At 74.7% G+C, this 19,069-nt stretch carries 25 protein-coding genes; 18 read left to right on the forward strand and 7 right to left on the reverse strand.

What is annotated here, in order from left to right; genetic code table 11:
• The first annotated feature begins 30 nt into the window (after nt 1-30).
• Nucleotides 31-300, forward strand: coding sequence for a Sec-independent protein translocase subunit TatA (gene tatA / locus PSED_RS18290; protein WP_013675728.1), 270 nt, complete (start codon nt 31-33; stop codon nt 298-300).
• A gap of 626 nt (nt 301-926) precedes the next feature.
• Here tatA and dprE2 read toward each other — a convergent pair.
• Complete coding sequence (gene dprE2 / locus PSED_RS18295; protein ID WP_013675729.1) at nt 927-1,682, reverse strand: decaprenylphospho-beta-D-erythro-pentofuranosid-2-ulose 2-reductase; 756 nt, start codon at nt 1,680-1,682, stop codon at nt 927-929.
• Nucleotides 1,683-1,827: 145 nt separating this feature from the next.
• On the opposite strand from dprE2, the gene PSED_RS18300 reads away from it, so the two are divergent.
• The 9 genes from PSED_RS18300 (at nt 1,828) to ppgK (ending at nt 8,942) form a co-directional block, all read left to right on the forward strand.
• Nucleotides 1,828-2,157, forward strand: a complete 330-nt coding sequence (locus tag PSED_RS18300) for an MSMEG_0570 family nitrogen starvation response protein (protein ID WP_013675730.1) — start codon at nt 1,828-1,830, stop codon at nt 2,155-2,157.
• Between the two features lie 34 nt (nt 2,158-2,191).
• Nucleotides 2,192-3,076: a shikimate dehydrogenase gene (locus tag PSED_RS18305; RefSeq protein ID WP_083845456.1), complete on the forward strand. Its 885-nt coding sequence runs from the start codon at nt 2,192-2,194 to the stop codon at nt 3,074-3,076.
• A complete protein-coding gene (locus tag PSED_RS18310; protein WP_013675732.1) occupies nt 3,069-3,875 on the forward strand; it encodes a methyltransferase domain-containing protein in 807 nt (268 codons plus the stop codon). The genes PSED_RS18305 and PSED_RS18310 overlap by 8 nt, the downstream gene beginning before the upstream one ends.
• A gap of 64 nt (nt 3,876-3,939) precedes the next feature.
• A complete protein-coding gene (locus PSED_RS18315) occupies nt 3,940-4,305 on the forward strand; it encodes a hypothetical protein (protein ID WP_013675733.1) in 366 nt (121 codons plus the stop codon).
• Nucleotides 4,306-4,374: 69 nt separating this feature from the next.
• Nucleotides 4,375-4,854 (forward strand): MarR family winged helix-turn-helix transcriptional regulator, encoded by a 480-nt coding sequence (locus PSED_RS18320; RefSeq protein ID WP_013675734.1) that lies wholly within the window; start codon nt 4,375-4,377, stop codon nt 4,852-4,854.
• Nucleotides 4,851-5,681, forward strand: a complete 831-nt coding sequence (locus PSED_RS18325; protein ID WP_013675735.1) for an ABC transporter ATP-binding protein — start codon at nt 4,851-4,853, stop codon at nt 5,679-5,681. The genes PSED_RS18320 and PSED_RS18325 overlap by 4 nt, the downstream gene beginning before the upstream one ends.
• Nucleotides 5,641-6,468, forward strand: coding sequence for an ABC transporter permease (locus PSED_RS18330; protein ID WP_013675736.1), 828 nt, complete (start codon nt 5,641-5,643; stop codon nt 6,466-6,468). Before PSED_RS18325 ends, PSED_RS18330 begins: the two co-directional genes overlap by 41 nt.
• A gap of 58 nt (nt 6,469-6,526) precedes the next feature.
• The gene (gene pgm, locus PSED_RS18335) at nt 6,527-8,170 is read left to right on the forward strand and encodes a phosphoglucomutase (alpha-D-glucose-1,6-bisphosphate-dependent) (RefSeq protein ID WP_041761580.1); all 1,644 of its coding nucleotides are present in this window, start codon (nt 6,527-6,529) and stop codon (nt 8,168-8,170) included.
• 1 nt (nt 8,171) lies between these two features.
• Nucleotides 8,172-8,942 (forward strand): polyphosphate--glucose phosphotransferase, encoded by a 771-nt coding sequence (gene ppgK / locus PSED_RS18340; protein ID WP_013675738.1) that lies wholly within the window; start codon nt 8,172-8,174, stop codon nt 8,940-8,942.
• A gap of 42 nt (nt 8,943-8,984) precedes the next feature.
• Here the strand turns inward: ppgK and PSED_RS18345 are convergent, their stop codons facing one another.
• Together PSED_RS18345 and PSED_RS18350 are read right to left on the reverse strand one after the other, a co-directional pair.
• Entirely contained in the window at nt 8,985-9,485 is a 501-nt protein-coding gene (locus tag PSED_RS18345) for an STAS domain-containing protein (protein WP_013675739.1), read from the reverse strand.
• A gap of 251 nt (nt 9,486-9,736) precedes the next feature.
• The gene (locus tag PSED_RS18350; protein WP_013675740.1) at nt 9,737-10,147 is read right to left on the reverse strand and encodes an STAS domain-containing protein; all 411 of its coding nucleotides are present in this window, start codon (nt 10,145-10,147) and stop codon (nt 9,737-9,739) included.
• Nucleotides 10,148-10,441: 294 nt separating this feature from the next.
• Between PSED_RS18350 and PSED_RS18355 the strand changes: the two genes are divergently transcribed.
• Nucleotides 10,442-10,738 (forward strand): hypothetical protein, encoded by a 297-nt coding sequence (locus tag PSED_RS18355; protein ID WP_013675741.1) that lies wholly within the window; start codon nt 10,442-10,444, stop codon nt 10,736-10,738.
• A gap of 16 nt (nt 10,739-10,754) precedes the next feature.
• Here the strand turns inward: PSED_RS18355 and PSED_RS18360 are convergent, their stop codons facing one another.
• Nucleotides 10,755-10,946 (reverse strand): hypothetical protein, encoded by a 192-nt coding sequence (locus tag PSED_RS18360; RefSeq protein ID WP_143770536.1) that lies wholly within the window; start codon nt 10,944-10,946, stop codon nt 10,755-10,757.
• A gap of 235 nt (nt 10,947-11,181) precedes the next feature.
• Between PSED_RS18360 and PSED_RS18365 the strand changes: the two genes are divergently transcribed.
• Complete coding sequence (locus tag PSED_RS18365; protein WP_013675743.1) at nt 11,182-11,568, forward strand: hypothetical protein; 387 nt, start codon at nt 11,182-11,184, stop codon at nt 11,566-11,568.
• Here the strand turns inward: PSED_RS18365 and PSED_RS18370 are convergent, their stop codons facing one another.
• On the reverse strand, nt 11,569-13,026 hold the full coding sequence (locus PSED_RS18370) for an FAD-dependent monooxygenase (RefSeq protein WP_041759843.1): 1,458 nt from the start codon (nt 13,024-13,026) through the stop codon (nt 11,569-11,571).
• A 61-nt stretch (nt 13,027-13,087) separates the two neighbouring features.
• Here PSED_RS18370 and PSED_RS18375 point away from each other — a divergent pair, with 61 nt between their 5' ends.
• From PSED_RS18375 to PSED_RS18395, 5 genes are all read left to right on the forward strand, one after another.
• Nucleotides 13,088-13,708 (forward strand): TetR/AcrR family transcriptional regulator, encoded by a 621-nt coding sequence (locus PSED_RS18375; protein ID WP_013675745.1) that lies wholly within the window; start codon nt 13,088-13,090, stop codon nt 13,706-13,708.
• 43 nt (nt 13,709-13,751) lie between these two features.
• A complete protein-coding gene (locus tag PSED_RS18380; RefSeq protein WP_013675746.1) occupies nt 13,752-14,279 on the forward strand; it encodes a mycothiol transferase in 528 nt (175 codons plus the stop codon).
• A gap of 120 nt (nt 14,280-14,399) precedes the next feature.
• Nucleotides 14,400-14,819: an ATP-binding protein gene (locus PSED_RS18385; RefSeq protein ID WP_041759845.1), complete on the forward strand. Its 420-nt coding sequence runs from the start codon at nt 14,400-14,402 to the stop codon at nt 14,817-14,819.
• A 168-nt stretch (nt 14,820-14,987) separates the two neighbouring features.
• Nucleotides 14,988-16,034, forward strand: coding sequence for a sigma-70 family RNA polymerase sigma factor (locus PSED_RS18390; protein WP_013675747.1), 1,047 nt, complete (start codon nt 14,988-14,990; stop codon nt 16,032-16,034).
• A gap of 160 nt (nt 16,035-16,194) precedes the next feature.
• Nucleotides 16,195-17,022 carry an SAM-dependent methyltransferase gene (locus PSED_RS18395; protein WP_013675748.1) on the forward strand — a complete coding sequence of 276 codons (828 nt, stop codon included), beginning with the start codon at nt 16,195-16,197 and terminating at the stop codon, nt 17,020-17,022.
• A 60-nt stretch (nt 17,023-17,082) separates the two neighbouring features.
• On the opposite strand, the gene PSED_RS18400 is transcribed toward PSED_RS18395, so the two are convergent.
• Both PSED_RS18400 and PSED_RS18405 read right to left on the reverse strand, forming a co-directional pair.
• The gene (locus PSED_RS18400; RefSeq protein ID WP_013675749.1) at nt 17,083-17,973 is read right to left on the reverse strand and encodes a Sco1979 family transcriptional regulator; all 891 of its coding nucleotides are present in this window, start codon (nt 17,971-17,973) and stop codon (nt 17,083-17,085) included.
• A gap of 195 nt (nt 17,974-18,168) precedes the next feature.
• Nucleotides 18,169-18,357, reverse strand: a complete 189-nt coding sequence (locus tag PSED_RS18405) for a DUF397 domain-containing protein (protein WP_041761584.1) — start codon at nt 18,355-18,357, stop codon at nt 18,169-18,171.
• A gap of 220 nt (nt 18,358-18,577) precedes the next feature.
• Between PSED_RS18405 and PSED_RS18410 the strand changes: the two genes are divergently transcribed.
• Complete coding sequence (locus PSED_RS18410; RefSeq protein ID WP_013675751.1) at nt 18,578-18,964, forward strand: hypothetical protein; 387 nt, start codon at nt 18,578-18,580, stop codon at nt 18,962-18,964.
• The last annotated feature ends 105 nt before the right edge of the window (nt 18,965-19,069 follow it).

Here is a 19,069-nt window from a genome sequence, read left to right on the forward strand (position 1 = left end):
GGCACGCGGTCATGGTGAGGAGGAACCGTCATGGGTGAGTTGAGCTGGTGGCACTGGCTGATCGTGATCGGTGTCGCGATGCTGCTGTTCGGCGCCAAACGGCTGCCCGACGCGGCGCGCAGCCTCGGCCAGTCCACGCGGATCCTCAAGGCCGAGCTGCGGGCCGACGCCGACGAGCGCACCGCCCCGACCCCACCGCCGGCACCGTCCGCGGAGCAGGCCGCCGCCACGGCTCCGCCCGCGTCCGCGCCCGGCGCGACGGCGCAGCCCGCCGCGGGTGCCCCACCCGCCGCGACCTAGACCCAGGTCCCGTCCGGGTGCCGTAGCCGAGGTCGCAGCGGGCGGGCCGCAGCAGGTGGCGGACCGAGGCAGACGGCGGCGGTCGCGGCGGGCGGCCGTGCCGGGCGGCGGCCGTAGCGGCAGCGGGGTGCAGCTCGGCTGCGAAGTCGTGCGCGTCGAGCGGCCCTGCGGTCCTGCGTCCAGGGTCCAAGGGTCCTGTGATCGGCGCGGACCCGGAGTGATCGCCGTGTGCGGGACATGGACGCCGCATACCGCGCTCATGTCCCCGTTTCGGCGATCAGCAGCGGTGAGCCGGGGTCGGCGTCGGCTGGTGGTCGTACCCTGCGTCATCCCTCGGCGTGCCCATCCGTCGTCCCGCTGCGTCGTCGCCGCGGCGGCCCGTCCGCCGGAGCATGATCGTCGTCGGCGGGGCATGAGCGCCGCATACTGCGTTGATGTCCCGAATTCGGTGATCACCCCGTGGAGCCCTCGGCTCGGTCGTCATCCGACCGCACGCCGTGATCGTCTTCGCGTCCCCGCGTCGGCCGAGTGTCCTGCCCCGCACACAATCCACGCCGCGCACCCTGCCCGTACTCCCGCGCCCCACACCCCGCGCCGCACGCGGGCCGTTGCGCGAGGCCGCGACCTCAGCGGGGCAGCCGCCGCCACACCGCCCGCGGCAGCAGCCGCATCCCGAAGAACACCGGCCGCAGCACCGCCGGGACCCACAGCTCACGACTGTCGCGCGCCATCGCGGCGACGGTCGCGTCCGCCACCTGCTCGGGCGTGCTCGACAGCGGCGCGGGCGTCATGCCCGCCGTCATCCGGCCGACGACGAACCCCGGCCGCACCAGCAGCATCCGCACGCCGCTGCCGTGCAGGGCGTCGGCCAGCCCGCTGGCGAAGCCGTCGAGGCCCGCCTTGGCCGAGCCGTAGACGTAGTTGGCCCGCCGGACCCGCCAGCCCGCGACCGAGGAGTACACGACGAGCCGCCCACCTCCCTGCGCCCGCAGCACCTGCGCCAGGTGGGTGAGGACGTGCACGTGGGCGACGTAGTCGGTGTGCACGATCTCGACCGCGTGGGCGGCGTCGGTCTCGGCGCGGGCCTGCTGCCCGAGGATCCCGAACGCGACGACGACGACGTCGAGGCGACCGTGCCGGGTGACGAGGTCGTCGAGCAGCGGCCGGTGCGAGGCCAGGTCGTCGGCGTCGAACTCGACGCGCTCGACCGCCGCCCCGCCGGCGCGGATCCGGCGCTCCTCGTCGTCGAGCTCGGCGCTGCGCCGCGCGGCGAGGACGACCCGCTCGGCACCGGCGGCCGAGAGCCGCTCGGCGACCGCCACCCCGATCTCGCTGCGCCCGCCGAGCACCAGCACCGTCCCACCCGTCCCACGCCCCGCCACGCGCGCAGTCTCCCGGAGCGCCGGGCGGGGGCCGCGGGCCGGGGTCTCGTCTCAGGTGACCGGCGTCGCCTAACCTGTCGGTGATCGACGGCGTGGTCGGTCGACCCCTCCCGATCCCCCGTGGCCGCGCACTCCGAGGAGCACCGTGCCCGATGTCCTGTTCGACGTCCGCTGGCCGGACGGGTCGACGCAGTCGTTCTACTCGCCCTCGCTGATCGTCAAGGACTACTTCGAGGCGGGTGCGCAGTACTCGCTCGACGACTTCCTGGCCCGCACGCGGGAGTGCATGACCATCGCCGACGAGCGGGTCCGTGCCAAGTACGGCATCGGCTGCTCGGAGTCGGCGATGACGCTCGCGGGCGTCGAGTACGGCGTGCGGCGGTTCACGGCGCGCGCCGATGCCGGCGAGCCCGACCCCGGCGCCGGCAAGGTCACCGTCGAGCGCTTCCGCAGCTGGGGTGCGCCGCCCGCGTAGTGCCCGCGCGGCGGCGGTGCGCATACTGCCGGACATGCCCGTGGAACCGGCGGCCCCGGAACAGACCGGCCCGGTGCGCCGCGCCGCCGTGCTCGGCTCGCCCGTCGCGCACTCGCTGTCCCCCGTCCTGCATCGCGCCGCGTACGCCGCGCTCGGCCTCACCGGCTGGGAGTACGGGCTGCACGAGTGCGACGAGGCGGGCCTGCCCGCGTTCGTCGAGGGCCTCGACGCGACCTGGGCCGGGTTGTCGCTGACGATGCCGCTCAAGCGCGTCGCCCTCGACGTCGCCGACACGGTGTCGGACCTCGCCGCGGCCACCGGGGCGGCCAACACCCTCGTCCTGTCCGCCGCCGGCCGGGTCGCCGAGAACACCGACGTCGCGGGCATCGTCGCGGCGCTGCGCGAGGCCGGGGTGCGGACGGCACGCGACGCGGTCGTCCTCGGCGCGGGCGGCACGGCGCGCGCGGCGTTGGCGGCGCTGCGCGACCTCGGCGACCCCGCACCGCGGGTCCTCGTCCGCGACCCCGCCCGGGCCGCCGACCTGCGGACGGCCGCCGAGCGGCTGGGCGTCTCCCCCGACGTGCGCGCCGATCTCGCGGACCCGCGCGTCGCCATGGGCACCCTGGCCGGGGCGGGGGTCGTCGTCTCGACGCTGCCGCCCGGGGCCGCCGACGTCCTGGTCGACACGGTCTGGACGCCCGGCACCGCCGTGCTCGATGCCGTCTACGCGGGCTGGCCGACGCCGCTGGCCCGGTCGGCGGGCGTGGCGGGCTGCGCCGTCGTGAGCGGCCTGTCGATGCTGCTGCACCAGGCCGTCGCCCAGGTCACGCTGATGACCGGGCATGCCGGGCCGGTCGAGCCGATGCGCGCGGCGCTCGACGCGGCGGTCTCGACGCCTCAGGGGGCCACCCGTGTCTGACCAGGACGTCTACACCCACGGGCACGACGACAGCGTCCTGCGCTCGCACCGCTGGCGCACTGCGCAGAACTCGGCCGGCTACCTGCTGGGGCACCTGCGGCCAGGGCTCTCGCTGCTCGACGTCGGCTGCGGGCCGGGGACGATCACCGCCGACCTCGCACGGCTCGTCGCGCCCGGCCGGACGCTGGGCATCGATCCCGTCGAGGACCCGCTCGCCGAGGCCCGCGCGGCCGGCGCCGGGATCACGACGCTGGAGTTCGCAGTCGCCGACGTGTACGCGCTGGACCCGGGCGCCGGGCGCTACGACGTCGTGCACGCCCACCAGGTCCTGCAGCACCTCACCGACCCGGTGGCGGCGTTGCGCGCCATGGGGTCGGTCCTCGCCCCCGGCGGCGTCGTCGCCGTCCGCGACGCCGACTACGCGGCGATGACGTGGTACCCGGCCGACGACCGGCTGGACGCCTGGCTCGCGACGTACCGGGCCGTGGCCCGGTCGAACGGCGCCGACCCCGACGCGGGCCGCAAGCTCCACGCCTGGGCACGGCAGGCAGGCTTCACCGAGGTCACGGCCTCGGCGTCGGTCTGGCTCTACACGACGCCCGACGAGCGCGCCTGGTGGGGCGGGCTCTGGGCCGACCGCATCACGACCTCGCGCGTGGCACAGCAGGCGGTGGAACGCGGCATCGCGTCCGCATCCGAGCTCGCGGAGATGGCCGCGGGCTGGCGGGCCTGGGCGGCCGACCCCGACGGCTGGTTCACCGTCCCGAACGGGGAGGTCCTCGCGCGCGCACCGCACTGAGGCGGCCTCGGTACGGTGGTGCCCGGTCGGGATACCGGATCGAGTGACGGCAGGGGCGGCAGCGATGGCCAAGAACAACCGGGGCGGCAAGGGTCGCGGCGGGACGTCCCGGTCCGCGGCCGCCCGACCCGCGCCCCGTACCGCGCCGAAGCCCGCCACGCCCGCCCCCGCGCCTGCGGCGGAACCCCAGCGCGGCATGGGCCAGGCCTCGACCCAGGCCGTCGCGGCCGTCGTCATCGCGGTCGCGGGTGTCGCGTCCGGGTACTTCATGCCGCTGGCGGGCTACGCACTCGGCCTCGCCGCGATCGTCCTCGCGGTGCTCGCCCGCCGGCGCGGCGCGAGCGGGGTGTGGATCGCCGCGCTGGTCGTCGGGGTCGCGGCGATCGTGATGGGCGTGGTCATGCAGGTGTACTACGCCTCGTCCGCCTGAGCACGCCGCCCGTCGGGACGTGATACTTGCCATTAGGCAATAGCTCTGACTCGGAGGTATGGTTCCGGCGTGTCCCTCCCCCGTGGCGACGAGCTGATGGCAGCGGTCCTCGGGCTGCGCCGCGTCGTCCGTCGCAGGCTGCGCGAGCAGCTCCCCGGGACCGTCCCGCTGCGCGGGGCGCAGGTCGAGCTGCTGCAGCTCGTCGAGCGCGAGCCCGGCATCGGCGTCGCCGCGGCGGCCCGGGGGCTGCACCTGGCGCCCAACACCGTCAGCACCCTGGTCAACCAGCTGGTCGCCGCCGACCTGCTGTGCCGCACCGTCGATCCCGACGACCGCCGCGCCGCCCGCCTCGAGCTCACCGCCGCCGCACGGGAGCGCCTCGCCCGCTGGCGGGCCGCCCGTACCGAGCTGGTCACCGCCGGGCTGCGCACGCTCGGCGCCGACGAACAGGCCGTGCTCGCCGCCGCGCTGCCGATCCTCGACAAGCTCGCCGGCACCCTCGACGAGCTCCCCGTTCCCGTCACCCGATCCCCCGAGGAGGCTCGATGACCGCCATCGGCGCCGGACCCCCCGCCGACGTCCCGGCCGTGCGCTGCACCGGCCTGCGCCAGGCCTTCGGCGACACCGTCGCCGTCGACGGCATCGACCTCGAGGTCCGGCCCGGCGAGGTGTTCGGCCTGCTCGGGCCGAACGGCGCCGGCAAGACCACGACGATCCGCATGATCACGACGCTGCTCCCGGCCCCGCCCGGCGCGATCGAGGTGTTCGGCATCGACGTGGCCCGTCGGCGCAGCGCGGTGCGCCGGCTGCTGGGCTACGTCCCGCAGCAGCTGTCCGCCGACGGCACGCTCTCCGGGCGGGAGAACGTCGCGTTGTTCGCCCGGCTCTTCGACGTCCCCCGCCGCGACCGCGACGCCCAGGTCGACGCCGTGCTCACCGCCGTCGACCTGCTCGACGTCGCCGACCGGCAGGTCAAGACCTACTCCGGCGGCATGGTCCGGCGCCTGGAGCTGGCCCAGGCGCTGGTCAGTGCACCGCGGGTGCTCGTGCTCGACGAGCCGACGGTCGGGCTGGACCCCGTCGCCCGCGACGGCGTGTGGGACCGCATCACCGACATCCGCCTCGCGACCGGGATGACCGTCCTGGTCACCACCCACGCGATGCAGGAGGCCGACGCCCAGTGCGACCGGATCGCCCTCATGCACCGTGGCCGGGTCCAGGCCCTGGGCACCCCCGCCGACCTGCGGGGCGCTCTCGGCCCCGACGCCACCCTCGACGACGTGTTCCGCCACCACACCGGCGACACGCTCGCCGACCGATCCGGAGGACTGCGCGATGTCCGTGCTGCCCGTCGCACCGCCGGCCGCCTCGGCTGAGGACCCCGGCCCGCTCGGCACCCTCGCGACCGCGGCCCGCCGCGTCGCGACGATGTGCCTGGTCGAGCTCCAGCGGCTGCGCCACGACCGTTCCGAGCTGGTCACCCGGGCGGTCCAGCCCGCGCTGTGGCTGCTCGTGTTCGGCCAGGTGTTCACCCGCATCCACGCGATCCCGACCGGGGACACCCCGTACCTGGACTTCCTCGCCCCGGGCATCCTCGCCCAGTCGGCACTGTTCATCGCGATCTTCTACGGCATCCAGATCATCTGGGAACGCGACGCCGGGGTGCTGTCGAAGCTGCTGGTCACCCCCACGCCGCGGATGGCCCTGGTCACCGCCAAGGCGTTCGCGGCCGGGGTCAGGGCCGTGGCGCAGGCGGTCGTCGTGCTGCTCCTCGCGCTCGTCCTCGGGGTGGCACTGTCCCCCAACCCCCTGCACTGGCTCGGGGTGGTCGTCGCGCTGCTGCTGGGGTCGGCCTTCTTCTGCTGCCTGTCGATCACGATCGCGGGGCTCGTGCTGTCCCGCGACCGCCTGATGGGCATCGGGCAGGCGATCACGATGCCGCTGTTCTTCGCCTCGAACGCCCTCTACCCCGTCGAGCTCATGCCCGGCTGGCTGCAGGTGATCAACCACGTCAACCCGCTCAGCTACGAGGTGGAGGCGCTGCGCGGGCTCCTGATCGGCACGCCGGCGCGGCTCTGGCTGGACTTCGCCGTGCTCCTGCTGGCGGCCGCGGCGATGATCACGATCGCGTCGTCGCTGCTCCCCCGGCTGGTCCGCGGCTGACGGCCCGGGCGACCCGGGCACCCCTTGCGCGCGAGGCGGGATGCGGCAGGCTGTGACCATGGCTCCGCACCCGCGCGCCGGCACCCCCGCGCGCCCCGAGGACCTCGTCGATCTCGACGAGCTGTACGCCGCCTACCGCGACCGCCACCCCGACCCGAAGGTCGTCGCCGAGCGCGTCGCGTTCGGCACCTCGGGCCACCGCGGCTCGTCGCTCACGACGACGTTCAACGACGACCACATCGCCGCGACGAGCCAGGCCATCGTCGAGTACCGGGCCGCGCAGGGCACCGACGGCCCCCTGTTCCTCGGCCGCGACACCCACGCCCTGTCCGGGCCCGCCTGGACGACCGCCGTCGAGGTCTTCGCCGCGAACGACGTCCATGTGCTGGTCGACGCCGCGGGCCGCTACACCCCCACCCCCGCGGTCTCGCACGCGATCCTGACCCACAACCGCGGCCGCACCTCCGGGCTGGCCGACGGCGTCGTGGTCACCCCGTCGCACAACCCGCCCGCCGACGGCGGCTTCAAGTACAACCCGCCCCACGGCGGGCCGGCCGGCACCGACGCGACGGGCTGGATCGCCGACCGGGCCAACGAACTGCTCGAGGCCGGGCTCGCCGGGGTCCGCCGGGTGCCCCTGGCGCGGGCCACGACCCGGCCGCACGACTACCTGACCGGCTACGTCGACGATCTGCCGAACGTCGTCGACCTCGACGCGATCCGGCAGGCGGGCGTGCGCATCGGCGCCGACCCCCTCGGCGGCGCGGCCGTCGACTACTGGGCCGCGATCGCCGAGCGGCACCGGCTGGACCTGACCGTCGTCAACCCCGAGGTCGACCCGCGGTTCGCGTTCATGACGCTGGACTGGGACGGCAGGATCCGGATGGACTGCTCGTCGCCCTACGCCATGGCGTCGCTGGTGGCGCGCATGGCCGAGAACCCCGAGTACCGCATCGCCACCGGCAACGACGCCGACTCCGACCGGCACGGCATCGTCACCGCCGACGGCGGGCTGATGAACCCCAACCACTACCTGTCCGTCGCGATCGGCTACCTCTTCGCGCACCGGCCCGGCTGGCCCGGCGGCGCGGCCGTCGGCAAGACCGCGGTGAGCTCGTCGATGATCGACCGCGTCACCGCCGACCTGGGCCGGACCCTGCTGGAGGTGCCCGTCGGGTTCAAGTGGTTCGTGCCCGGGCTGCTCGACGGCTCCGTCGGGTTCGGCGGCGAGGAGAGCGCGGGGGCGTCGTTCCTGCGCTTCGACGGCTCGGCGTGGTCGACCGACAAGGACGGCATCATCCTGGCGCTGCTCGCCTCCGAGATCACCGCCGTCACCGGGTCGACGCCCAGCGAGCACTACCGGGAGCTGACCGGCCGCTTCGGCGACCCGGCCTACGCGCGCACCGACGTCGCGGCGACCCGGGAGCAGAAGAGCCGTCTCGGCAAGCTCTCGGCCGACGACGTCACGGCGACCGAGCTCGCCGGCGAGCCGATCACCGAGCGGCTCACCTGCGCGCCGGGCAACGGCGAGCCGCTCGGCGGGCTGAAGGTCACGACGGAGTCGGGCTGGTTCGCGGCCAGGCCGTCGGGTACCGAGGACGTCTACAAGATCTACGCGGAGAGCTTCCGCGGCGCGGAGCACCTGGCGCGCATCCAGGAGGAGGCCCGCGACGTGGTCTCCGCGGCACTCGGAGGGGCGTGACATGTCGGGCAAGTCGGAGAAGTCCAAGCACGACAAGCACATCGGGTTCGGCATCGACATCGGCGGCTCGGGCATCAAGGGCGCACCGGTCGACCTGCGCAAGGGCGAGCTGACCGACGACCGGCTGCGCATCCCGACCCCGCAGCCGGCGACGCCCGACGCCGTCGCCGAGGTCGTCACCAAGGTGCTCGACCACTTCGGCTGGGACCGCGAGTTCGGCTGCACCCTGCCGGCGGTCGTGCAGCACGGCGTCGTGCGGACCGCGGCCAACATCGACCACAGCTGGATCGGCACCGACGCCCACGAGCTGATGAAGAACGCCACCGGCCGCAAGGCGCTCGTCGTCAACGACGCCGACGCCGCCGGCGTGGCCGAGGTCCGGTTCGGCGCCGCCAAGGGCAACTCCGGTGTCGTCCTCGTCAGCACGCTCGGCACCGGGATCGGATCGGCGCTGGTCATCGACGGCAAGCTCTGGCCCAACACCGAGCTGGGCCACCTGGAGATCGACGGGTACGACGCGGAGAAGCGCGCCGCCGACTCCGCCCGCGAGCGCGAGGACCTCGACTGGGACGGCTGGGCCGAGCGGCTCACCCGCTACTACGGCGTCGTCGAGTCGCTGCTGCGGCCCGATCTGATCGTCGTCGGCGGCGGCGTGAGCAAGAAGTCCGCGAAGTGGATGTCGAAGGTGGACATCCACACGAAGATGGTGCCCGCCGAGCTGCTCAACGAGGCAGGGATCATCGGCGCGGCGGTGCTGGCCGCCGGTCACTGACGTGCCGCCCGCGGGGGCCCGTCCCCGCGGCGACGCCCGTGCTCACCCGGTGAGCACGGACTCCCCACGGGGGTCCGGGATCGCCGGACCGGTCTGGTCGCGGTCGTCGCAGTTCCTGCGGGCGGTGTCGGCGTAGGCCGCGAAGACCTCGATCAGGCTCGGCTCGGGCGGTCCCGTCGTGGCACCCTCGACCAGCAGCCAGCCGCCGTTCGCCGCCAGCCGGGCACGCAGCTCGTCGAGCACGGGGCGTGCGCCGGCCGGCAGGTCGGGGCACGCCGTGAGGTCGACGATCACGTGCTGCGCACCGTCTGCCGTCACGACCGCGAGCAGCCGGGCGATGCGGCCGACCGTGGCGTCGTCGAGCGGGCCGCGGACCGTGACGACGACGTCGCACCCGCCGTGCACGCCGAGGAGGACGCTGCTGACCGGCGCGCCGGCGGGACGGGCGGACGGGAACGGACGGGTGGGCACGTCGCCGTCGTGACGGGTGTCGGGGTCAGGGTCGGGGTGGGTGTCGATCACCATGCGGTCGAGAGCACGCACGGTTCCTCCTCGGGCCGGTACCCGGGATGCGCCCCGGAACGGGCGGCGCCACCACGGTGTCCGCCGTCCTCCTCCGCGGAGGCGGCTCCCGAACGAGACCCGGCGTCGCTGCCGCGGGCAGTCCACTCCCGACGGTGAACGGACAGTAGGGACCAACGGCCCCCAGCGGCGAGCGGGCCGCGCGGCGCGGCGGGACGTACGGACGACGGGTCGAACGGTCCCGCGGCCGGCCCACCCGCGCCCGTCGGAGCTCAGTCGGACGCCGGTCGCCGGGTCGCGCCCCGGGGATGCGCCAGTGCGGCGACGACCTCCTCGCTGCTCAGCGCCGTCAGCGGAAGCACGGCGTCGAGCCCGGTCCCGACCAGGACCCGGGCCACCGGCGCGTGCCCGCAGCCGGTGAGTCGCAGCCGGCGGCCTGCCGTGCGGGCGGTGGTGTGCACGGCGAGCAGCGACTGCAGGGCGCTGGAGGTGAGCAGGGTGACGTCCTGGAGGTCGATGACGACGTGGCGGCCCTGGCCGACGTGCAGCTCGACGCGCGCGACGAGCTCCGGCGCGGTCACCAGGTCGAGCTCACCCTCCGGGCGCAGCACCGCCACGGTCGGCACGGGGACGTGCGTGCGCACCTCGAACCCGCCCGGGGCGGGGCTGGTCAACGGACTCATCGTCACTCCCGGTCGACCGACTGTGGGAACGGCGCGCACGGCTGCTGCTCAACGATGCGTCCTGCTCGACACCTTCGCCGACGCCACCCTTCGGGGCAACCTCGGACCGAGGGGGCGGCATCCTGCCGCGTGGCGTAGCTAACGCTGCATTGTCGTCTCGAAATGAGACACTTTCCCGTGAACTTGGGTACCCGAGCCCATGGACACAGGGTGGACCGACACCACCGTCAACGCCGACGCGGCCGCCTCCGCCAGTCCGTGCACCGCACGGACCCCGTCGCTGGAGACCGAACGATGATCCGTATCTGCGAACGCTGCTTCGGGCCCGTCGCCGAGACCGACGAGCACCTCGGCCTGGCCCACATCGACCGGGCACTGCCGGACGGCACCGTGCTCTGGAACCACACCTACGTCCACACCGCGCCCTGCGCGCCTGCAGGGTCGGGCTACTCGGCGCACGAGGCACCGAACCAGGGCGAGTGGGACCCCGGCCGCCGTGGGATGTCGCCGGGGGCCGCCGCACACGTGGCGCGCAGGCCCGACGACCCGGCGGAGCGGACCCGCGCCACCGGGTCGTACCCCTGGGTCTGAGCCCGAGCGCAGCTGCTCAGCCCGAGGCGTCACGCCGCGGGAGCACGGATCCGCACCGCCAGCAGCTCGTGGCGCCGTCCTCCGGGACCGCCGCGCACTCCGGGCACAGCAGGTGGGCGAAGCACGCCGGCGCGCCGCCCCGATCGGCGTGCTCGTGCTCGTACCGGTCGCCGTTCCCGGGCCGGAGGTCGCGGTCCGCTTCCGTCATTCCCCCAGTGTCCCCCTGCACGGCAGGCTCGTCGGCCGGCGCGGCAGCGCGGCGGGCCTCGCCGGCCCCGTTGGCGAGCGGCCGGTGCCCGCGCACCGGTCGCGTGAGTGCGGGCACCGCGCGGAACGGGCGTGCGCGTGACGTCGCGACCGCCGTCGGGCCTGCGCGCCCGGCGGCCCGGTCGCCGCTGGCATACCGTTCCCGTGGGGACCGCGACGTCGACCGGAGGTGGGCCGTGGCCGAGGCGTCGGACGCCGTCATGGCAGTGGTGCACGTCACAGCGCCTGCGCACCTCGACCCGCACGCGATCGCCGCGGAGCTGACCCGCGCGATCAACGGGAACGCGAAGCGTCCGATGACCGCCGAGCTGTCGGTCGCGCGTGACGTCCGCACCCCGCCACGCCGCCGGGACCGGTACCGCCACGGGTTCGTCGCGCTGCTGTCCTTCGGCGACCAGGAACCGCCCGACGAGCTCGACCGGCGCGTCCGCAAGATCGCGCGCAAGGCGCTGCGCCGCCGGTTCGGACACAAGATGGCCGCCGAGGTGCGCACCGAGCTGACGACGGCCGAGATCGCCGCGTTCTGGTGCAGCATGCGTGGGACGCCGCGCCGTCCGGCGTAGTCACCCGACGGTCGAGGGCCGCCGGGCGGGAGCGCCGAACCAACGGGTGAGCGCGTCGGCCAGCCCGTCGAGGTCCGGCCCGCCCCAGGCGACGACACCGTCCGGGCGCACCAGGAGGTTCTCCGGTCCCTCGACGACCCGCACACGACCGGCCCAGCCCTCCGCGACCCGCTGTGCGGCACCGTCGGGCGTGGCGTCGAGCAGGAGCGCGCCGGGGGTGCGCAGCAGGGCGTACAGCCGCTCGTCGCCCACCGCACGGTCGGCGGCGGGGCGGCCGGCCTCCGGATGCGCCGACTCGGTGGGGTACGGGTTGCCGGTCCCCGCCATCAGGCGGCTGACGTGCGCGTTCGCGTCGTCGTAGACGAGCAGGTCGGCGAACAGGTCCCGCAGCGCGGAGGTCTGCGGGTCGGGGCGCATCAGCGCCACCTGCGCCCGGGTGTTGTCCAGCACGGCCGCGGCGGCCGGTCCGCGCTCATCGTGGTAGGTGTCGAGCAGTCCGTCGGGCGCGGTGCCCGCGACCGTGGCGGCGAGCTTCCAACCCAGGTTCGCCGCGTCCTGGAAGCCCAGGTCGAGGCCCTGCCCGCCGAACGGCGGGTGCACGTGGGCGGCGTCGCCCGCGAGCAGCACGCTGCCACGCCGGTAGTCGTCGGCTTTGCGGGTATTGTCGGTCCAGCGGGTGCCGGTCAGCAGCTCGGTGACCGTGACGTCGGTGCCCGACACCCGGCGCAGGCTGTTCTCGATCTCCTCCCGGGTCAGCGGCGACTCCCGGTCGGTGGGCGGGCCGTCGAACTCGGCGGTGAGGACGCGGCGCGGGTCGGGGCCGTACACGATCATGCCGTGCCCGGTCCGGTGCCAGCCGCGTTCCAGCGCATGCGGTTCCGCGAGCCGGACCAGCGCCTGCCTGCCCGTGATCGTCGCCGCCGTGCCGTCGAACCCGAACCCGGCGAGCCTGCGGACGGCGCTGCGCCCGCCATCGGCCCCGACGACGAACCGGGCCGCGACCTCGGTTTCGCCCCCGGCGCGCGCGGCGGTGACGCGCACGGTCGGTCCGTGGTCGACGAGCCCGGTGACGGTGTACCCGCGCGCGACGGTGACGCCCAGCCCGGCCGCGTACTCCGCCAGCACCATCTCGACCTCGTACTGGGCCGCGATGATCGGCGCGGTGCGCAGCCCGGGGGCTCCCCGCAGCGACCACAGGCCGGCGAAGTGCCCGACGGGACGTCGCTGCTCCTGGGCCCCGGACTGCGCGGCCGGCAGGAACCGGGTCAGGTCGGGCTGTGGGAAGCGATCGACCAGCCCCCGCTGGTCGAACAGCTCGGCCGACGTCGGGCCGATCGAGCCCGCCTTGATCTGCGGGACCGGGGCGGGTTCGCGCTCCAGCACCGCGACGTCGACACCACCCCGGCGCAGCTCCGCGGCGAGGAACAGACCGACCGGGCCGGCACCGACGACCAACACGTCGTAAGATTCTTTGAGTTGCACAAACATTAGAGTAACACCAGATTCTGGGCGAGGACGGATGGGGATTCGGGAGCAGAAGAAGGCGCAGGCCCGCGCCGCGATGGCCGCGGCGGCGTCGGAGCTGTTCGGCCGCAACGGGTACGCCGCGGTCTCGATGAGCCAGATCGCCCGCGCCGCGGGTGTCTCGGACCAGACGCTCTACAACTACTTCCCCACCAAGGAGAGCCTCGTGTTCGACCAGGCCCCGGTCTTCGAGGCGACCCTGCTCGGCGCCGTCGCCGAGCGGCCGCCCGGCCGGGACCCGCTCGACGCGTTCCGCGGGTGGTTCGACGACTTCGTCCTCGGCCCCGCGGCCGAACGCGGCATCGCGACGCCCGGTGGGATGATCCGGCTCGTCGCCGGGAGCGACACGCTGCACCGCGCCCTGCTCGCGCTGGCACACCGGATCGCCGGCAGGCTCGCGTCGGAGCTGGCCGCGGCCGACCCGGCGGCCGGGCCACGGGCGGCGGTGCTGGCCGACGCGCTGTTGGCGGTGGTCGTCCGCACCATCGAGCGGCTCGGCGCGGTGACCGGCCCCGACGAGCTGCCCGACGTCGCCGCGCGGGCTCACGCGGCACTCGACACCCTGCGGCCGCTGTCGGCGGTGGACACGGCTGCGGTCGCGGGAGATCCTGCGTAGCGTCGCGCGGGAGATCCTCGACCGACGCTCCTCGGAGGCCCGCATGACCCCGGCCGACCTGCTCGCCGACGCGTTCGGCCGCATCCCCGACACCGTCGACGGCGTGCTCGCCGGCATCGACGAGGACGTGCTCGTCCGGCTGCCCGACCCCGAGGGCAACAGCATCGCCTGGCTGGTCTGGCACCTGATCCGGGTGCAGGACGACCACGTCAGCGAGGTCGCGGGTCGCGAGCAGGCCTGGACCGCCGACGGCTGGGCCGACCGGTTCGCACTTCCGCTCGCGGATGCCGCGACGGCCACCGGCTACGGCCACGGCCCCGCGGAGGTGGCCGCCGTTCGGCCGGGCGCGGACCTGTTGCGCGGCTATCTCGCGGCCGTGAACGAGCGCACCCAGCAGTTCCTGCGCACCCTCACCCCCGAGGACCTCGACCGCGTCGTCGACGTGCGCTGGGACCCGCCCGTGACCCTCGGCGTGCGGCTCGTGAGCGTCGTCGACGACGACGCCCAGCACGCCGGGCAGGCCGCGCTGCTGCGGGGTGTCCTGGAGCGCGGTCGCCCCGCGGAGAGCTGACCGCCGCCGCCGCGCCCCCGCTCCCCCGCGCGCCGCGGCGTTCTGTTTGGGCGCGCCCCGGGCCCGGGTATCCGCAGGCCGACCGGGGTGGACGGGCGAGACGGCGGGCGCGGAGGCGGTATGGGGGCGGCGGCGCGGGCGGTGTCGTGGCCCGTCCGCTGCGCGCCCACCGCGCTCGAGCCGCTGCGTCGCGATCTCGGGCGCTGGCTCGCGGCGGCGGGCTGGCCCGCCGACGAGGCCGCCGATCTCGTGCTCGCCGTGAGCGAGGCCGTGTCGAACGCCGTCGAGCACGGGTGCGCGCGCGTCTGCGAGGGCATCCGGGTCGACGCCCGGCTCACCACGGCACACGCGTCCTGCCACGTCGACTGCACCGTGCACGACTGCGGCCGCTGGGACGGCGTCGCGACGAGCGCGGCACCGCGCGGCCACGGCATGCGGCTGATCCGGGCGCTGACCCGCGAGCTCCGGGTCGAGCACGGCGACGCGGGCACGACCCTGCACCTCGCGTCGTACGACCGGCCGCGCCGTACCCCTCCGTGACCCGACGATCGCACAGTGCACACGACCGCGCCGTCCGCCGGACCGGCCGCGCCGTCCCACCGATCGACGCGGGTTTTTCGTCGGTGCCCGTCCCTATGCTGGCCATCACACCGGCCGCGACAGGCGTGCGACCGGTCCCGTCCGACGACCCTGGGGGAGGGGTTCTGCATGACGGACCTGGCGACGGCACCGCACCCGGCTGCACGGCCGGCACCACACCCGGCGCCGCCCGGCTCGGCACCCGCGTTCGACCCGCGCCTCGAGGAGCACCGGCGCGAGCTGACGGCGTACAGCTACCGCATGCTCGGGTCGGCGTTCGAGGCCGAGGACGCGGTGCAGGAGACCATGATCCGGGCGTGGCGCGGCCTGGCGAAGTTCGACGGGCGGTCGTCGCTGCGCTCGTGGATGTACCGGATCGCCACCAACGTCTGCCTCGACATGCTGAAGGGGCGCAAGCGCCGCGCCCTGCCGATGGACCTGTCGGCGGCGGGTGAGCCCGTCGCCGAGGCGCTCGGAGAGCCGCTGGACTCGACGGTCTGGGTGGAGCCGATCGCCGACTCGCGGGTGCTGCCCGGCACGGCCGACCCGGCGGAGACGGCCGTGGCGCGGGAGTCGATCCGGCTCGCGTTCGTCGCGGCCCTGCAGTACCTGCCGCCGCGGCAGCGGGCCGTGCTGATCCTGCGGGAGGTGCTGGCCTGGTCGGCGGCCGAGACGGCCGAGCTGCTGGACACGACCGTGGCGTCGGTCAACAGCGCGCTGCAGCGCGCGCGGGCGACGATGTCGTCGCGCGACCTCACCGACGACCGGCCCGACCCGATGAACGAGGAGAACCGGGCGCTGCTCGAGCGCTACGTCGCCGCCTTCGAGCGCTTCGACATGGAGGCGCTCGTCGGGCTCATCGCGGAGGACGCGGTGCAGGTCATGCCGCCCTTCGCGCTCTGGATGCGGGGCCGCGACCACATCATCGCCTGGATGGACGGCGGTCCCGGCAGCGGGTGCGCGGGGTCGCGGCTGCTGCCCTTCGAGGCCAACGGCCAGCTCGCGTTCGCGGCGTACCGCCCGAGCGGCCCGGGCGGGCTGCACGAGCCGTTCTCGATCCAGGTGCTGCACGTCGAGGACGACCGGATCGTCGGGTTCAGCCACTTCCTCGACACGAACCTGTTCCCGCTCTTCGGCCTCCCGCAGCACCCCGACGGGGAGATCCGCCGGGCCTGACGCCCGATCGGGTCGTTCCCGACACGCACCCGGACGTGCCGTGGGGCCGCGGCGGTCCCGCGGTGTCGATCTCGATAGGGTTCGGCACCGCACCGCCGGACGCCCGCACCGGGCGGCCGGGGGCGCAGGGCACGACCCGGGCACGATGAAGGAGCACGCGGTGACCAACCGACCGGCCGCCGGCCAGGACACCCGCGACGAGGTGCCCGGGGCCGACCTGAGCAGGCCGTCGATCGCCCGGGTGTACGACTACGTGCTCGGCGGCAAGCAGCACTTCGAGGTCGACCGTCGTGCCGCGCAGAGCATCTTCGACGCGCTGCCCGACGCGCCCCTGCTCGCCCGGGAGAACCGCCACTTCCTGCGCCGCGGCGTGCGGTACCTCGTCGCGGAGGCCGGGATCCGCCAGATCCTCGACATCGGCTCGGGCCTGCCCACGGAGGGCAACGTCCACGAGCTCGCCCACGAGGTCGCCCCCGACGCACGCGTCGTCTACGTCGACAACGACCCGGGGGTCCTCGCCCACGGACGCGCGTTGCTCGGCCGGGACCCGTCGACCGCGGTGATCACGGCCGACCTGCGCGACCCGGACTCGATCTTCGGCAACGACGCCGTCGGCAGGCTCATCGACACCGGCGAGCCCTACGCGATCCTGCTGTCCGGCATCGTCCAGCACCTGGGCGACGACGAGGATCCCTGCGGGATCGTCGCGACGCTGCGCGACCGGCTCCCCGCCGGCGGGTACCTGCTGCTCTCGCACTTCCTCGACGACGACGAGCCCCGCGCCAAGCGCCTCGAGCGCGGCTTCCTGCAGGGTGGCCTCGGGACCGGGCGGTTCCGCACCTGGGACGAGCTCCGGCGCTTCTTCGACGGGCTGGAGCTCGTCGAGCCCGGCCTGGTGTACGCCAACGACTGGCACCCAGACGCCGCGACGCCCACCGACAGCCCGGTGCACACGCTGTGCGCGGGCGCGATCGGCCGCAAGGACTGAGCGCACGTCCTGCGCCCTCCGGCGCGGGCGTCAGCCTGTGCCAGAGGCCGTCAGCGTGTGTCAGAGGCCCCGGCGCAGCCGGTGCAGCATCTCGGCGCTGCGCGCCGGGGTCTCGGCCTGCACGCTCACCCGCTCCATGACGGCCAGGTAGGCCTCGACCTCGGGCCGCTTCTCCAGGTAGACCGCGCTCGTGAGCTGCTCGAGGTAGACGATGTCGGGCAGGTCGGGCTCGGCGAAGCGCAGGATGGTGAACGGCCCGCCCGCGGCGGCGTGCCCACCGAAGGTGAACGGCAGCACCTGCACCGTGACGTTGGGCAGCTCGGTCATCTCCAGCAGGTGGTCGATCTGCCCGCGCATGACCCGCGGCGGACCGAACGGCCGCCGCAGCGCACCCTCGTCGATCACCGCCCAGAACGCGGGCGCGCCCGGCTCGCCGAGCAGCTTCTGCCGGGTCATCCGCAGGTGGACGCGGCGGTCGATCTCCTCGACGGACTCGCCCTGATGCCCGACGACGATGACCGACCGCGCGTAGTCCTCGGACTGCAGCAGGCCTGGGACGAACTGGACCTGGAAGGTGCGGATCACCGAGGCCGCCTGCTCGAGCCGCAGGTACATCTCGAACCAGCTCGGCAGCAGGTCCCCGTACTGGTGCCACCACCCCGGCACGTTGGCCTGCGCGACGAGGTCCATGAACTCGCCGCGCTCGCGCTCGTCGGTGACCCCGTAGAGGGTGAGCAGATCGGCGATGTCGCGTTCCTTGAACCCGACCCGCCCCAGCTCGAGGCGGCTGATCTTGGCGTGCGAGGCGCGGATGTGGTCGCCCGCCTGCTCTCGGGTGATCCCCTGGGCCTCGCGCATCCGACGCAGCTGGGTGCCGAGCACGATCCTCAGCACGGTCGGTCCGCTGTGTTCCGGATCCGGCAGCCCCTGCGGCTTGCCCGGTGCGGTCACGAACGACTCCAGACGCCGACGGGCACACGGTCGTCACGGAGCATAGCGGGCCGTGCGCGGACCGCGACCGCCACCGGGCCGGGACCGTACGGCCGATCGGCCGCAGCACCGCGCACCCTGTGCCGCACCGGGATCCGGAGTCGTCCGGGACATCAGGGGACGACGCCGCTCACGAGCAGGCATCGCCACTCACGATCAGGTCAGGTCGTCGAACTCCCCGAGGCGCACCCCGCGGACGAACGCGGCGATCTCCGCGCGGGTGTACACGAGTGCCGGGCCCAGCGGGTCGCGCGAGTTGCGGACGGCGACGGCTCCGCCGTCGAGCCCGGCGACCTCGACGCAGTCACCGCTCGGGTTGCTCGCGCTGCTCTTGCGCCAGCGCACGGTGCCGAGCTCGGGCGCCCGTACCCACGGCCGGGCCGACCGGTCGACATCGGCGCCGCCGACGGCCGTCGGCGTCCGGGTCGCGTCCGGCCCGGGCGCGGGTGTGGCGGGCGGAACCGCTGTCATGAGTCGTCCCCCGATCCGCCGTTCCGGGCGGCTCGTCCTTGCAGATGCACGTGCAGATGACCTTGCAGATGGCCGTCGAGCCGGGGACGATAGCGTGCGTGCCGAGCGGACGACCTGTCCGGTCGGGAACCGGGTACGTGGCGAGGAGATCCAGTCCGAGGTGGGCGGGGAACGAGCAGGAGAGCGCCGCGGCACGCGGCCGGGCGCGGTCGCGCCGGCTGCCGTCGCGGACGGGGCGAGGATCGACGCCGGGATCGTCACCGTCGCCGTGACCTGTCGACGTGACGCGCGCTCGCACCACGTCCCGGACACCGAGCTCACCCGCACCGCCGCGGCCGACACAGGCCGCTACCACGCCGTCTGCGGGTACGTCGTGTCCCCCGCCCCGCTCGTCGAGCCCGACGGCAAGCCGTGCGACGCGTGCGCCGAGATGACGGGCACGGCCCGCAAGCGGCGCAAGGGCCGGCGGCGCAGCGCCTGACCGCGTCCCGGGCGCACCCCGCGTGCCGGCCCGCGCGGCCCTCGGTAGGGTCCGGCACGGACATCACCCGACGGGGTGACGGCGCCGTCGCCCCTGGCCGGTCCC

Origin of the sequence: Pseudonocardia benzenivorans CB1190 (genome assembly GCF_000196675.2) — a bacterium.
Classification (GTDB): domain Bacteria; phylum Actinomycetota; class Actinomycetes; order Mycobacteriales; family Pseudonocardiaceae; genus Pseudonocardia; species Pseudonocardia benzenivorans.